This window comes from Pseudomonas sp. 20P_3.2_Bac5, from assembly GCF_025466035.1.
In the GTDB taxonomy this organism is placed as follows: Bacteria; Pseudomonadota; Gammaproteobacteria; order Pseudomonadales; family Pseudomonadaceae; genus Aquipseudomonas.
In genome coordinates this window covers 25,018-40,454 of sequence record NZ_JANLOA010000123.1, presented here as the reverse complement: position 1 = coordinate 40,454, position 15,437 = coordinate 25,018, and the positions used below count along the sequence as shown (strand labels likewise).

11 protein-coding genes are annotated in these 15,437 nt (G+C 62.7%); 1 reads left to right on the top strand and 10 read right to left on the bottom strand.

The genetic code is table 11. The features are described 5' to 3' along the window. Window positions 1–188: 188 nt before the first annotated feature. Entirely contained in the window at window positions 189–539 is a 351-nt protein-coding gene (locus tag NTD88_RS22305; protein WP_262127971.1) for a BON domain-containing protein, read from the top strand. Window positions 540–645: 106 nt separating this feature from the next. Here the strand turns inward: NTD88_RS22305 and NTD88_RS22300 are convergent, their stop codons facing one another. From NTD88_RS22300 to NTD88_RS22255, 10 genes are all read right to left on the bottom strand, one after another. After that, window positions 646–3,582: a DUF748 domain-containing protein gene (locus NTD88_RS22300; protein WP_262154062.1), complete on the bottom strand. Its 2,937-nt coding sequence runs from the start codon at window positions 3,580–3,582 to the stop codon at window positions 646–648. Between the two features lie 99 nt (window positions 3,583–3,681). Continuing rightward, on the bottom strand, window positions 3,682–4,698 hold the full coding sequence (locus NTD88_RS22295; protein ID WP_262154063.1) for a class I SAM-dependent rRNA methyltransferase: 1,017 nt from the start codon (window positions 4,696–4,698) through the stop codon (window positions 3,682–3,684). Between the two features lie 76 nt (window positions 4,699–4,774). Continuing rightward, a complete protein-coding gene (locus NTD88_RS22290; protein WP_095159747.1) occupies window positions 4,775–5,953 on the bottom strand; it encodes an acetyl-CoA C-acetyltransferase in 1,179 nt (392 codons plus the stop codon). Window positions 5,954–6,088: 135 nt separating this feature from the next. After that, window positions 6,089–6,958, bottom strand: a complete 870-nt coding sequence (locus tag NTD88_RS22285) for an oxygenase MpaB family protein (RefSeq protein ID WP_262154064.1) — start codon at window positions 6,956–6,958, stop codon at window positions 6,089–6,091. A gap of 127 nt (window positions 6,959–7,085) precedes the next feature. Then, a complete protein-coding gene (gene acs / locus NTD88_RS22280) occupies window positions 7,086–9,020 on the bottom strand; it encodes an acetate--CoA ligase (RefSeq protein WP_262154065.1) in 1,935 nt (644 codons plus the stop codon). A 161-nt stretch (window positions 9,021–9,181) separates the two neighbouring features. Further along, complete coding sequence (gene pgi, locus NTD88_RS22275; protein ID WP_262127967.1) at window positions 9,182–10,846, bottom strand: glucose-6-phosphate isomerase; 1,665 nt, start codon at window positions 10,844–10,846, stop codon at window positions 9,182–9,184. Between the two features lie 165 nt (window positions 10,847–11,011). After that, complete coding sequence (panC, locus tag NTD88_RS22270) at window positions 11,012–11,869, bottom strand: pantoate--beta-alanine ligase (RefSeq protein ID WP_262154066.1); 858 nt, start codon at window positions 11,867–11,869, stop codon at window positions 11,012–11,014. Then, window positions 11,866–12,666, bottom strand: coding sequence for a 3-methyl-2-oxobutanoate hydroxymethyltransferase (panB, locus tag NTD88_RS22265; protein ID WP_095159752.1), 801 nt, complete (start codon window positions 12,664–12,666; stop codon window positions 11,866–11,868). Before panB ends, panC begins: the two co-directional genes overlap by 4 nt. 251 nt (window positions 12,667–12,917) lie before the next feature. After that, on the bottom strand, window positions 12,918–13,394 hold the full coding sequence (gene folK, locus NTD88_RS22260; RefSeq protein WP_175651995.1) for a 2-amino-4-hydroxy-6-hydroxymethyldihydropteridine diphosphokinase: 477 nt from the start codon (window positions 13,392–13,394) through the stop codon (window positions 12,918–12,920). Window positions 13,395–13,399: 5 nt separating this feature from the next. After that, window positions 13,400–14,788, bottom strand: a complete 1,389-nt coding sequence (locus tag NTD88_RS22255; RefSeq protein WP_262154067.1) for a polynucleotide adenylyltransferase PcnB — start codon at window positions 14,786–14,788, stop codon at window positions 13,400–13,402. Window positions 14,789–15,437 lie beyond the last annotated feature (649 nt).

Below are 15,437 nucleotides of genomic sequence, written 5' to 3'. Positions count from 1 at the left end.
ATCTTGCATGCGCAATAACGCGGCAACTTGCAATTTGCACGATCCCGGCATTTTCGTATTTACGTAAGTTACTGTTTCTAAACGATTTTTAAGATATCAAAAACTGGCACAGCGTCTGCAATGTAAGGATTACACCTGCCACCAGGACCTTTCGGTGGCAGATTTCTCGAAAAACAGGAGTGTCTCGTATGAAGAAGTTCGCTATTGCTGCTGCCACCGCTACTGCCCTGACTCTGACCATGGCCAACGTAGCGTTCGCCCAACAGCCGACCCAGGCGCCACTGACTCTTGCGGCCGGTGAAGTGACCCAAGCGAAGGAAGCCACTTCCGACACCTGGATCACCACCAAGGTCAAAGCTGATCTGGTAACCGAGAAAGGTATTCCTGGTACCGACATCAAAGTCGAAACCAACAAAGGCGTAGTGTCGCTGTCCTCCGATGTGGCAGTGAGCTCCTCCCAGAAAGACGTGGCAGTGGCTATCGCCAAGAAAATCAAAGGCGTCAAAGCCGTATCGGCTGATGGCCTGAAAACCAACTGATGGTTTGTCCCGTTCGCTGATCCTGACGGTTCATGCGAAAGCCCAAAAGGATTTGAGCACCCAGAGCCCCGGCAATGCCGGGGCTCTTCTTTTTGCGGGTGGGCAATTACTCGGCGTCGAGGTGCATCGGCGAGATTACCCGGCCATCGGGTTCGGCCTGGCCGAGGCTGGCATCGACGAAGTAGACCCGCTCGTCTTCCAGCTTGCCCTTGTCCACCAGGTAATCCTTGATGCTGCTGGCCCTTGCCTGGCCGAGCTGACGCAGCAGTACAGCGCTCTCCGCCCAGGTCTTGAGCACGGCATCACGCATCTGGCCGACACGCTGCTCTGTGTCCAGTTGCTCCCACTCCACTGGCGGTTGCTGCTTGAGACGGGTGCGGTAGATGCCTTCAAGCATCGCCGGCTTATCGCCTTCCGGCACCTGCAGCATCGACGCCTGGGCCGGGACCTTGTCGCCGCGGCGCTGGAGGATCTTGTAGTAGGTGCTCTGGTATTCACGCTCCAGTCGTTGCTGGGCAATCAATGGGCCGTCGCTGCTCTGGGCGCTGGTGCCTTCGATTTCCAGGCGCAGGGCGGGGCGTTCTTTCAGGGCAGCGGACAGCTTGTCCAGGGCACCCTGGGCATCAGTGCTCAGATCGCTGGAACCCGGGGCGAAGGCAACGTTGCCGAGGTCTTCCGCACCGCCACCGGCAATCAGCCCACCGATGAACTTGAACGGCGCCTGCGCCGCGCGCAGCACCAGATTGCGCAAGGTTTGCCAAACGATCGGCATGACGCTGAACTGCGGGTTGTTCAGGTCCCCGGTGACCGGCAACTCGATGGAAATCTTGCCCTCGGTGTCCTTGAGTAGTGCCACCGCAAGGCGGATCGGCAGGTCCACGGCGTCCGGGCTGTCGACCTTCTCGCCCAGTTGCAACTGCTCCACCACCACCTTGTTCTCGGCCTTGAGCTGGCCGTTGGTAATCACATAGTGCAGGTCGAGATTCAGCCGGCCCTTGCGGATGCGGAAGCCGGCGAACTTGCCGGAGTAGGGCGTCAGTGTGGTCAGCTCGACCCGGCGGAAGCTGGTGGCGATATCCAGGCTGGCCATCGGGTTGAACGGGTTGAGCGCGCCTTTGATGATCACCGGCGCGTAACGGTCGACCTTGCCTTTGACGTCGACCTTGGCCGGCTTCGGCTGGCGATTGTCGATGGTGCCGATCTGGCCATTGAGCTGCTGGACCGCCGTGGCGAAGTTGGGCGTGAGGCTGAAGTCGGCGAAGTTGGCCGAGCCGTCGTTGATGTCGATCTGGCCGATATGCACGCCCAGAGGCTTGTCGTTTCCTGGTGCGGCCTTGGCCTGGTTTTTCGCGCCGCTGTCGGCCGGTTGCGGAATCAGCAGGTCGTCGACGTTGGTAGTGCGGTCCTCGTTGATCATGAAGCGCGCGTAAGGCTGGAGCAGATTGACCTTGGCGATGCTCAGGGCGTCACCGTGACGGTATTCGATGCCGTCCAGATCGAGTTGCTGCCATTTGACGAAGTCGCGGTTCTTGATGGTGTCCAGGGTGTGCAACTGGTTGACCCGGGCCTTGCCCGTAATGGCAAAGGCCAGTGGCTCGGTACTCTTGAGGTCGACATTAAGGTCGCTGCCGAGCATGCCGCTACGCAGTTCCAGGCGAATGAACGGGCTGATGTAGGCCTGGGCAATACGCAGGTCGATGTCTTGGGTGCTGACCTTGAGCTTCGCCGTGACCGGTGCCAGGTTGACCTCGCCGGACGCCTGCAGCTTGCCCTGCTTGCCGACGCCGCTGTCGAGCTTGAGGGTAAAAGGCGATTTGTTCAGGCTGTCGAAATTCTGCAGATCAACGTTGATCGGGCCGACATCCAGGGCAACCGCTTCCTTTTGTGTGCGATCGGCCAGATGCACCTGATAGTTGCGCAACTGGGTGTCGCGCAGCAGCACTTGCCATGGCTTGCTGGGCGCGTCCTGTGTGGCTTTTTCTTTGGCGGCAGGTTCAGCGGTGGCCGGCTCGGCTTTTTCCTTGGGCGTGGCCTTGGCCGGTTGGCTGGCGAACAGTTTCTGCCAATCCAGTTGCCCGTCGGCTTCAAGGGCTGCCCAGGTTTCCAGTTGTTCGCTGCGGATCTTGCCGACGGTTACCAACTGCTTGGCCAGGTCGACCGAGCTTTCCGTGACGTCCAGTTTGGCCAGACGCACCAGCGGCCGGCCATCGGGGGCCTTGATCGCAAAGGACGCGATGCTCAGCGCGGTGTTGTCCAGCAGAAGCTCGGTCTCTTTGGCCAGGCTGATGCTGTAGTCGGTCTGCAGGTTGTACACGCCGTTTTCCAGCACCAGCGGAACGGCGTCACGCACATAAGGCCAGAACGCTTTCATCTTGCCGTCGGTGATTTTCAGCGTGCCCTTGGAGGCGATCGGCGACAGGCTGAACGTGCCGCTCCAGTCGATGTGTCCACCGTTCGGACCGGCCGCCACCAGGGTCATGTCGGTGTTGTCGTCGGGCAGGGTGCTGAGGTTTTTCAGCTCCAGGTTCATCGAGTCGTAGAGGAATTCGATTGGCTCGCTTGGGCGGTTATCCTGGAAGTGCAGGTAGCCATCGCTCAGACGAATGCTGCCGATGCGCAGCGGGAATGGATCGCTGGCCGGCGCTTCGGGTTTAGCTTCGCTTGGCGGGAGTTTGAACAGTTGGGTCAGATTCAGGCTGCCGTCCTTGGCGAACAGCAGCTCAGTGCGCGGTTTGACCAGTTCGACGCTGTCCAGGTGCAGGGCGCCGCTCCACAGGCTGTCCAGTTGCAGATTGGCGTACAGGCGTTCGAAGCCGATCTGCTCCTTGCCCGGGTCACCGATCTGCAGGCCCCAGACCGTCAGTTCCAGGCTGAACGGATTGAGTTCGATGCGCTGCAACTGTGCCGGTACGGTGGCGTATTGGGCCAGTTGCTGGTTGGCAATGCGAAGGGCGACGCCGGGAAGGATGAAGAAGCCAAGAAGGCTGTACAGGGCGAGGGCGGCCAGCAGGGCGCCGAGGGCGCGGGTCAATCCTTTGGACATGTGCGGCATCTGCGTAGGAAGCGGGACGCTTAGAGTATGGCACGTTAATCGAGTTCCGGCGGTTGCCGGGAAAACCCGACAGCCCCCGGTCTGTGTGCCCTACAGATGCAGCACCAATGTCTTTAGCGGCGGGCGACCATCGTGCGAAGGGAAGTCCGCGGCCGGGCTGATCACCTGCCACTCGCGCACCGGGCGACCGGCTTTCTCCGCGCAGCGCAGCACCTGTTCGCGCCAGTCGTCCATGTCGACCCGGGCCAGGTTGTTGTTGCAGATCAGCACACCGTCTTCGGCGGTGGTCAGCAAGGCCGGTTTGAGCAGGCTTTGGTAATCGCGCAGCAGGTCAACCGTACCGAACGCGCTTTTGGCCCAGGCCGGCGGATCGAGAAATACCAGGTCGAACTGCCGGGCTTCCAGGCGCACATAGGACGGCAGCTTCTGCCCGCGCCGCTGGCTGATGGGCAGCCCGGCCAGTTGGCGGATTGCCGGGAAGTAGTCGGACTGGATGAAGTCCATCGGTGCCAGTTGCGGATTGAGCGCACCGTTCTCGCGACCGACAGCCAGGTTGCCTTCGGCGAAATCGAGGTTGCACACCTCGCTGGCACCGCCGGCTGCCGCGCTCAGGCCGACCCCACAGGTGTAGGAAAAGAGGTTGAGCACACTTTTGCCGGCGCTGTGCTGCTTGACCCAGCCACGGGCGTTGCGCAGGTCGAGGAACAGCAGGGGATCCTGCCCGGCATGACGGCCGCGCACTCGGTAATTCAGCCCCCACTCATGGCCGACGGTTTCCTCCAACGCTTCCTCGGTCGCCTGGTACACCGTGTCCTGACGGTCGATTCGGCTGTTGCCCCGCGAGCGGTCGTTGTAGACCAGTTGCAGCGGTTGTCCGAGGCTTTGCTCGATGCTGGCGTGCAGGTCCAGCAGGGCGTCGCGTTCCAGTGTCTGGTGAAAGCTCTGCACCATGAGTTGCGGGCCGTAGCGGTCGGCGGTCAGGCCGGGCACGCCTTCCTGGCTGCCATGGAACAGGCGGTAACAGTCGGTGCCTTGGGCATGCAGTTCAGCGAGAAGGGGTTGGCGACTATCGAGGGCGGCGCGCAGCGCCTGATTCAAGGAGGACATGCACGTGGCCTTGGTTGCGGGCGTGCAGTTTACCGTCGGGGCGGAGGAGGGGCCAGCGCGGCCCCTCCCGTGTCGATCAGCGTTCGATTGCCAGGGCAACGCCCTGGCCGCCGCCGATGCACAGGGTCGCCAGACCTTTTTTCGCGTCGCGCTTGATCATTTCGTGGAGCAGGGTGACCAGCACGCGGCAGCCCGACGCGCCGATCGGGTGGCCGATGGCGATGGCGCCGCCATTGACGTTGACCTTGCTCGCATCCCAACCCAGTTCCTTGCCCACCGACAGGGCCTGGGCGGCGAAGGCTTCGTTGGCTTCGATCAGGTCGAGCTGGTCAAGGGTCCAGCCGGCCTTGTCCAGGCAGCGGCGGGTGGCGCTGACCGGGCCAATGCCCATGATCGCCGGGTCGACCCCGGCATTGGCGTAGGCCTTGATCCGCGCCAGTACTGGCAGTTCCAGTTCTTGCGCCTTGGCCGCGCTCATCAGCATCACGGCGGCGGCGCCGTCATTGAGCGACGAGGCGTTGCCGGCGGTAACACTGCCGTCCTTCTTGAAGGCTGGCTTGAGCTTGCCGAGGGATTCGGCGGTGGTGCCGGCCCGGGGCTGTTCGTCGGTGACGAAGGCAATCGGGTCGCCTTTGCGCTGGGGGATCAGGATCGGGGTGATTTCGTCGACGAAGCGCTTGGCTTCGATGGCGGCCGCAGCTTTCTGCTGGGAAGCGGCGGCGAAGGCATCCTGTTCTTCACGGCTGATGCCGTACTTCTCCACCAGGTTCTCGGCGGTGATACCCATGTGGTAGTCGTTGAACGCATCCCACAGGCCGTCGCTGATCATGGTGTCGACCAGGCTCGCGTGGCCCATGCGCAGACCGGTGCGGGCGCCGGGCATGACGTAGTTGGACAGGCTCATGTTTTCCTGGCCGCCGGCGATGATGATGTCGGCGTCGCCGCAGCGGATGGCCTGGGCGGCGAGGTGCAGGGCCTTGAGGCCGGAGCCGCAGACCTTGTTCAGGGTCAGGGCCGGAACAGCGTGGGGCAGGCCGGCCTTGATCGCGGCCTGGCGTGCCGGGTTTTGTCCGGCGCCGGCGGTCAGTACCTGGCCGAGGATGACTTCGTCGACGAGCTCGCCGTCCAGGCCGGTCTGGGCCAGCAACTGGCGGATCACGGCGGCGCCCAGGTCAACGGCTGGAATTGTGGCCAGCGCGCCCTGGAAACTGCCGACGGCAGTACGGGTGGCGGCGACGATTACGACATCTTGCATGCGCGGGTCCTCATTGTTGTTGGATTTAGCGTAGGAACGCTGAAGCTTCTGTGGCTTCGATCGGGCGACATAGTGGCATAGATGGCGGTGGATTGGAGATGTCCGGTGCCGAGGCCCTCAAGCGTAGCGCCAGGCTTAACTGACTCCCATCCGCCGCCGTGCCCGATGCGCTGATCCATCGCGCATCGCCCAGCGCAGCACCGGGGCCACCGTATTGATGCCCAGTCCGACCACTCGCTGTTTCAGCGCTCCTTGCCTGAGCGCGAGCATGTCCGCGGCCCAGTCCGGCAGCAGCCCAATCCCGGCCTGCATCATCAGGCTGCCGACCGGCTTGGCCAGACGGCTCGGCGCCGGGGCGTCGAGCAGGACGCGGAGCACTTCGCGGCTGCGTTCATCACACTGGAGTTGCGGGCGCATGCGTCGCAGGTAGTCCGCGACTTCCTGGCGGGAGCGCGGCACGTCGCGAGCACCGAGGCGTTCGGCGATCAGGGCGATTTCGTTGTAATAGGCGTCCTGCGCCGCGTCGCTCAAGTGCGGGTTGCGGTAGCGCAGGTGAGCGGCGAGGAAGCTGCTCACTTCGCAGACATGCACCCAGGTCAACAGGTCCGGGTCACTGGCAGCATACGGGCGACCATCCGCAGCGGTGCCGACGACCTGCAGGTGGATGGTGCGCACCCGCTCGATCAGCCAGTTGGCGTCGCGGGTCGAACCGAAGGTGGTGCCGGAGATGAACTGGCTGGTGCGGCGCAGGCGGCCGAGCATGTCCTCGCGGAAGTTGGAGTGATCCCAGACGCCTGCCAGCGCCAGCGGATGCAGGACCTGCAGCATCAGGGCGCTGATGCCACCGACCAGCATGCTGGGAAAATCGCCGTGCACTTGCCAGCACACGCTTTGCGGGCCGAACAGGCCGGGGTCGCCCTTGGGGTTTTCCAGGTCGAGCTGGCCGAGGGCGAGGCCGGTGAGGCTCATGACTTGGGTTTCGATACGGCGGCGAAGGGGTTCCATGGGGGCCTTGATGTCGGTTTCCGAAGCGTGGGGGCGCTGTGGCCTTATCGCGAGCAAGCTCGCTCCTACGGGCATTGTAGGAGCGAGCTTGCTCGCGATAGGTCCCCCAATCCAGGGAAACGTTCTATCAGGTATTGAGCCGCTTATCGATCAACCCCTGCACCACGCCCGGGTCGGCCAGGGTCGAGGTGTCGCCCAGGTTGTCCAGCTCGTTGCAGGCGATCTTGCGCAGGATCCGCCGCATGATCTTGCCCGAGCGGGTCTTGGGCAATGCCGGTGCCCACTGGATCAGCTCCGGTTTGGCGAAGCTGCCGATTTCCTTGCTGACCAGCGCCAGCAGCTCTTTTTTCAGCGCCTCGTCTGGCTCGATGCCATTCATCGGTGTGACGAAGGCGTAGATGCCCTGGCCCTTGAGGTCGTGGGGATAACCGACCACCGCCGCCTCGGCGATGCTGTCGTGCAGCACCAGCGCGCTTTCCACCTCGGCGGTGCCGATGCGGTGGCCGGACACATTGATCACGTCGTCGATGCGCCCGGTTATCCACAGGTCGCCCTGTTCATCGCGGCGGGCGCCATCGCCGGTGAAGTAATAGCCGGGGAAGGGTTTGAAGTAGGTGTCGATCATCCGCTGGTGATCGCCGTAGACGCTGCGGATCTGCGCCGGCCAACTGGCCTTGATCGCCAGCATGCCGGCGCCGGGGCCTTCGATGATCTGGCCTTTCTCGTCCAGCAGCACCGGCTGGACGCCGAACATCGGCTTGGTCGCGCAGCCGGGCTTGATGTGCCGGGCGCTGACCAGTGGGGTCAGCATCGTGGCGCCGGTTTCGGTCTGCCACCAGGTGTCGACGATGGGACAGCGTTGCTCGCCGACGACGTTGAAGTACCACTCCCAGGCTTCCGGGTTGATAGGTTCGCCAACGCTGCCGAGCAGGCGCAGGCTTTTGCGCGACGTATTTTTCAGCGGGCCTTCGCCTTCGCGCATCAGGGCGCGCAGGGCGGTGGGTGCGGTGTAGAAGATGTTTACCTGATGCTTGTCCACGACTTGCCAGAAACGCGAGGCGTCCGGGTAGTTCGGCACACCTTCGAACATCACGCTGGTGGCGCCATTGGCCAGCGGTCCGTAGACGATATAGCTGTGGCCAGTCACCCAGCCGACGTCGGCGCTGCACCAGAAGACTTCGCCTTCGCGGTAGTCGAACACCACTTTGAAGGTCATGGCTGCCTGTAGCAGATAACCGGCGGTGCTGTGCAGCACGCCTTTGGGTTTACCGGTGCTGCCGGAGGTGTAGAGGATGAACAGCGGGTCTTCGGCGTCCATCGGTTCGGGCGGGCAGTCGTCGCTGACCTGGGCGATGGCATCGTGATACCAGAGGTCGCGCTGGTCGTTCCATTCGACCTTGCCACCGGTACGCTTGACCACCACCACACTGTTTACATTCGGACAACTGGCCAGGGCCTTGTCGACGTTCTGCTTGAGGGCGACGGTCTTGCCGCCGCGCACGCCTTCATCGGCGGTGATCACCGTCCGGCAGTCGGCATCGAGGATGCGGTCGCGCAGGGCATCGGGGGAAAAGCCGCCGAACACCACCGAGTGAATCGCGCCGATGCGGGTGCAGGCGAGCATGGCGAAAGCCGCCTCCGGGATCATCGGCATGTAGATGCACACCCGGTCGCCTTTGTTCACGCCGCGTTGTTTGAGCACGTTGGCCAGTCGGCAAACCTGCTGGTGCACCTGGCGATAGCTGAGGGTGGCGGAACGGCTCGGGTCGTCGCCCTCCCAGATGATCGCCGGCTGGTCGCCGTGTTTGGCCAGGTGGCGGTCGAGGCAGTTGTAGCTGACGTTGAGTTTCGCGTCCTTGAACCAGACGGCTTTGCCGGTGCGGATGTCGCACTCCTGGATCGCGCTCCACGGGCTGACCCAGTCCAGGCGTTTGGCCTGCTCGGTCCAGAATTGATCGGGCTGTTCTATCGATTGGCGGTAGAGGCGTTCGTAGTCGGCCTGGCTGATTTCGGCGGCGCGACTGACGGCGTCGGCTTTGGGGAAGGTACTGATCTCGAACATGGCACAACCTGTCCTGTTGTTATGGGACGGCGTTGCCTTCATCAACGGTGACGCTCCTGCTGCACGCGGGGGAGCGGGTCTTCGCCGTGATGTTCGAAGGCTGCCGGGTCAGGACAGTGTAGTCGCTGCCCCCGGCCATGTTCGGGGGCAGCGTTAGGCGGTCAGCCGCGGTGACGGCCGCGGAAGTAGTTGATCAGGCCTTGGGTCGAGGCGTCTTCGGCAGGTTCTTCGATGCCGCCGGTCAGGCGCTGGTAGACGCCTTTGCCGAGCTCCTTGCCCAGTTCCACGCCCCATTGGTCGAAGGCGTTGATGCCCCAGATCACGCTCTGCACGAAGACCTTGTGCTCGTACATGGCCACCAGCGCGCCGAGACGACGCGGGCTGATCCGCTCCACCACCAAGGTGTTGCTCGGGCGGTTGCCAGGGATCACCTTGTGCGGCGCCAGCCTCTGCACCTCGGCCTCGGCCATGCCCTTCTCGCGCAGCTCGGTTTCGGCTTCGGCGCGGGTCTTGCCGAGCATCAGCGCCTGGCTTTGCGACAGGCAGTTGGCGTACAGCCACTGATGGTGGTCGGCAACCGGGTTGAAGCTGACCACCGGAACGATGAAGTCGGCCGGAATCAACTGGGTGCCCTGGTGCAGCAACTGGTGATACGCGTGCTGGCCGTTGCAGCCTACGCCGCCCCAGATGACCGGGCCGGTGTCGTGGTTGACCGGCGTGCCGTCCTGACGGACGGATTTACCGTTTGATTCCATGTCCAGTTGTTGCAGGTGCTTGGTGATGTTACGCAGGTAATGGTCGTACGGCAGGATCGCATGAGCCTGCGCGCCCCAGAAATTACCGTACCAGACTCCGAGCAAGGCCAGCAGCACCGGCATGTTCTGCTCGAACGGCGCGTTCTGGAAATGCTGGTCCATGGTGTAGGCACCGGACAGCAGTTCCTTGAAGTTGGCGGTGCCGATGGCCAGGGCGATCGGCAGACCGATGGCCGACCACAGCGAGTAGCGCCCGCCCACCCAGTCCCACATCGGGAAGATGTTCTCTTCGCGGATACCGAAGGCCACTGCGGCGGCCTTGTTGCTGGAAACGGCGATGAAGTGGCGATAGAGCTCGGCTTCCGAGCCGCCCTGGGCCAGGTACCAGGCGCGAGCGGCCTGGGCGTTCTTCAGGGTTTCCAGGGTGTTGAAGGATTTCGAGGAAACAATGAACAGGGTGGTTTCGGCGCGCAGCTTGGCCGACAGCTCGTGGAATTCGCTGCCATCGATGTTCGCCAGGTAATGGCAGCGCACGCCGCGTTGGGCGTAGGGCAGCAGGGCTTCGGAGACCAGCTCCGGGCCGAGGAACGAGCCGCCGATACCGATGTTCACCACGTCGGTGATGGGCTTCTCGCTGTAGCCGCGCCACAGCCCGTCGTGGATCTTGCCAACCAGCTCGGTGACCTGGTTCAGCACTTTGTGCACTTCCGGCATCACGTTGACGCCGTTGACGCTCAGCTTGTCGCCGACCGGGCGGCGCAGCGCGGTGTGCAGGGCCGGGCGACCTTCGGAGGCGTTGAGGATCTCGCCGGCGAACAGGGCGTCGATCGCCTCTTTCAAGCCGACTTCATTGGCCAGACCGACCAGCTTGGTGCGGGTCTCGGCGTTGATCAGGTTTTTCGAGTAGTCGAGGAAAAGCCCGCAACTGCTCAGGGAGAATTGGTTGAAACGTTGCGGTTCGGCATTGAATGCCTCGCGCATGCTGAAATCCTGCATGGCTTCGCGGTGTTGCTGGAGTGCCTGCCAGGCTGGCAGAGCGGTGACATCATGAGGAGTGCGGTAATACGCCATCGCTGCAGGTTTCCTTGGTTGCTTGAACTGCCTTGGACACTGTGTACCCGGGACCGTTTGCCGGCCCTCGCGGATTATTTCGCGGCGGGCCGGCAAATGCCATTGAGATATGTCATTCAGACACGGTCTGGCCTTCGGATGATGGCACGGACTTGCTCTTCGAGCTTACTTCTCGTCGAGATTCAGGTGCAGGTTGTCGATCAGGCGGGTGGCACCGAGGAACGCTGCCACCAGGATCACCAGATCGCGGTCGGTTTCGCCGGCCGGGCGCAGGTTCAGCGCCTGGCGTACTTCCAGGTAGTCCGGTTTGAGGCCGGCGGTCTGTAGCGTTTGCTGGCCTTCGGCAATCAGCACCGGGTAGTCGCGACGGCCCTGGCGGATCGCCTCGGCCATGTGGCTCAGGGTGCGGTAGACGGTTGGCGCGATGGCGCGCTGTTCGTCGTTCAGGTAGCCGTTGCGCGAGGACAGCGCCAGGCCGTCGTCAGCGCGCACCGTCGGCTCGCCGATGATCTGGATCGGCATGTTCAGGTCACGCACCAGCGCGCGGATCACCGCCAGTTGCTGGAAGTCCTTCTGACCGAATATGGCCAGGTCCGGCTGGACCATGTTGAACAGTTTGCTGACTACCGTGGCCACGCCTTCGAAGTGGCCGGGACGGCTGGCGCCGCAGAGACCTTCCGAGAGGTGCGGAACGCTGACCCGGGTCTGTACGCCCATGCCGTCGGGGTACATCTCTTCGACGGTGGGGGCGAACAGCAGGTGGCAACCGGCCTGGAGCAGGCGCTCCTGGTCGGCGGCCAGGGTGCGCGGGTATTTGTCGAGGTCTTCGCTGGGGCCGAACTGCAGCGGGTTGACGAAGATGCTGGCGACGACGAAATCGGCGCGTTGGGCGGCCTTGGTCACCAGAGCCGCGTGGCCGCTGTGCAGGTTACCCATGGTCGGTACGAAACCGACCCGCTTGCCTTCGCTGCGGGCGCGGGCGACGGCGGCGCGCAGCTCGCGAACGGTCTTGACGGTGTTCATGCGCTGAACCCATGTTCGGTGCCAGGGAAGCTGACGTCCTTGACCGCTTGGACATAGGCCTGGAAAGCACTCTGGATGTCCGGCTGGCCGGCCATGAAGTTCTTCACGAACTTCGGTGTACGACCGGTCAGCGACAGGCCCAGCATGTCGTGCATGACCAGCACCTGACCATCGGTGGCGCTGCCAGCGCCGATACCGATGACCGGAATGCCCACGGCCTGGGTGATTTCCGCGGCTAGCTCGCTCGGCACGCACTCGAGCAGCAGCATTGCGACACCCGCCTGTTCCAGGGCGATGGCGTCGGCGCGCATCTGCCGGGCCTGGTTTTCCTGACGGCCCTGGACCTTGTAGCCGCCGAGGATGTTCACCGCTTGCGGGGTCAGGCCCAGATGGGCGCAAACCGGCACGCCACGCTCAGCCAGCAGGCGGATGGTGTCGCCCAGCCAGGCGGCGCCTTCGAGCTTGACCATGTGCGCACCGGCCTGCATCAGCTGGGCACAGTTGGCGAAGGCTTGCTCGGGGGTGGCATACGCCATGAAGGGCAGGTCGGCCAGGATCAGCGCACCTTCGTTGCCGCGTTTGACGCTGGCGACGTGGTAGGCCATTTCTGAATTGGTCACCGGCAAAGTGCTGTCATGGCCCTGCAGGACCATGCCCAGGGAATCGCCCACCAACAGGATCTCCACGCCGGCGCGGTTCGCGGTCTGGGCGAAGGTCGCGTCATAGCAGGTCAGCATGGCGATTTTCTCACCCTTGGCCTTGAGGGCCTGGAGGGTGGTCAGGGTTACGTCTGGCATGAAAAGCAATCCTCGTTCAGGCGCTGTGAAAAACCACTGCGTACAACGCATGTATTCATCTTCTGGAACAGCACATCATCGATCGTGGTGTTTGGGTTTGGATCTGTTCCAGGCCTATTTACGCCTTGTTTATGGCACTGGGGTGCCACGGGACGCCTATAGTCGTGAGCGCGAGGGGGGAAGTCAATTACCGTGTTACCGCATTGTTACGTCGTGGCTGTTACGGGCGTTACCGCTGGGGGAACGCCCGGTTACAGGCGCTCGAGGCCGACGAACGGGCAATCTGCCAGTAATTGCGAGAGGGGCCGCTGATCTGCCAGCCGGAAGCCTTCGGGCACCAGTTCGGCCAGGGGATAGAGCACGAACGGGCGGGCGTGCATGTGGTAGTGGGGCACTTTCAGTCGCGGTTCGTCGATGACCCGGTCGGCGTAGAGCAGGATGTCCAGGTCAAGGGTGCGCGGGCCCCAGCGCTCCTTGCGTTCGCGGCCCTGATCCGCCTCGATGGCTTGCAGGGCGTCGAGCAGCGCAATGGGCTCGAGTGCGGTGTCCAGCGCGGCCACGGCGTTGGTGTAGCGCGGCTGGCCGGGGGACAGCGAATCGCTGGCATAAAAGGACGAAACGCCGGCGACCTGTGTATCCGGTAGCAGTGCCAGCGCTTCAATGGCGCTGCGCAACTGCTCCTGCGGATTGGCCAGGTTGCTGCCCAGGCCGATGTAGACGCGGACCATGCTGCTTACTCGCCTGTGCCACTGTCGACGCGCTTGCGCTTGCTCGGGCTGCGCTTGCGTTTGCGTGGGCCGGCGCTGCTGCCTTCTTCACGGCCGCCCAGCTCGCGGATCATCTCGCGGCGCTCGCTTTCGTTGCATTCCTGATAGGCGGTCCACCACTGGCCGAGGTCCTCGGTTTCCTCGCCTGCGCTTTCACGCAACAGCAGGAAGTCGTAACCGGCACGGAAACGCGGGTTGTCGAGCAACAGGTCGGCACGCTTGCCGCTGCGGCGTGGCAGGCGTTCCTGCATGTCCCAGATTTCGCGGATCGGCAGGGTGAAGCGCTTCGGAATGGCGATGCGCTGGCATTGTTCGGCGATCAGCTCGTGGGCGGCTTCCTGCATGGCCGGGATCGGCGGCATGCCGCGGCTTTGCAGGTACAGGGCGCGACCCGGCAGGGCTGGCCAGAGCAGGGCGGCAAACAGGAACGCCGGGGTGACCGGCTTGCCCTGCTTGATCCGCAGGTCGGTGTTGATCAGCGCCTGACTGATCAGCGTGTGGGTGTAGTTCGGGTGCTCTTCCAGGGCCTGGGCACTGGCCGGGAACAGCGGATCGAACAGTTGCAGGTCCACCAGCATCTCGAAGGTGTCGGCGGCGTGTCCGGACAGGAACAGCTTCAGCGATTCCTCGAACAGCCGCGCCGCCGGGATTTCCCGCAGCATCGGTGCCAGTTCGCGGATCGGCTGCACGGTGTGCTTTTCGATACCGAAGTTCAGCTTGGCGGCGAAACGCACGGCACGCAGCATGCGGACCGGGTCTTCCTGGTAGCGCTGGGTCGGATCGCCGATCAGGCGCAGCAGGCGATTGCGGATGTCGTGTACGCCATTGGCGTAATCGAGAATGCGCTCGCTGACCGGATCGTAGTAAAGGGCGTTGATGGTGAAGTCACGGCGCTGGGCATCTTCTTCCAAGGTGCCGTAGACGTTGTCACGTAGGATCCGTCCGCTCTCGTTGCGGGAAGACTGGTGACTGTTTTCTTCTTCATCCACCGGATGGTTGGCGCGGAAGGTGGCGACTTCGATGATCTCGCGCCCGAAATGGACGTGGACCAGCTTGAAGCGTCGACCGATGACCCGGGCGTTGCGGAATTCCGCACGGACCTGCTCGGGGGTGGCGCTGGTAGCGACGTCGAAGTCCTTGGGGTTGATGCCCAAGAGCATGTCGCGTACGCAACCACCGACCAGATAGGCCTGGTAGCCGGCGCTTTGCAGGCGCTCGACGATGCTCACCGCGTGGCGGCTGAACTGGCTGCGCTGCAGCGAATGTTGTGCGCTGTTGATCACCTCGGGCGTGGTGCGCCGATGGTGCTGGACATGCACGGGGGGACGGAAAGACTGGAACAGCTTCTTCAGCATGGGATGCACTGTTTGAAGGAATTTTCGGCCATAAACGTAGAATGGCCGCATGATGGGCGTGGATTCTAGCATTTAGTCAGAAAAGGGTGTAGGCGCCCGAAAAATGGCTGTGTAGGAAGCTTCGCAGAAGGGAGAAACTACAAGGGGAGCCGAAGCTCCCCAAGAAGTAGTTGCGTGCTCTTATTGTTTTTTTGTCGGGCTTCTTGTTTTTATTCACGCCCTATCCACAAAACGCCACAAGGCTTGTGGATCGTCTCCCTAATCGGGAGTACAAGAGCAAACGGATTGCTTTGGTCGCCGATGTTGCGATGATCTCTCGATCCAACCAGTTCAGGCTCTGCTTGAGTGCAGTTTTTGTTGTTCTCTGCCCGGTTGTGGGGCAAGCCCCAAACACAACTCCTCTCCAAAAGAATCAGTTAGCTGCGCCTCCGCCGTATTGTTCTTATTGTGCGTGAGCCGATTCGTCTTATTTTTATTGTGTTTTGCTGTGCTTGTTATTGTTCTTGTACCGAACATATAGCAGGTGCCGTGCCAACTTTTGCAAACCCCAGTAAAACAAGGGGTTAGGTAGTTTCGGGGGCCAATTCGAGGCGAAAAAAAACCGGGATTTCGTTACCGTAAACCCCGGTTTTTGTTACGTCGCCGCCTA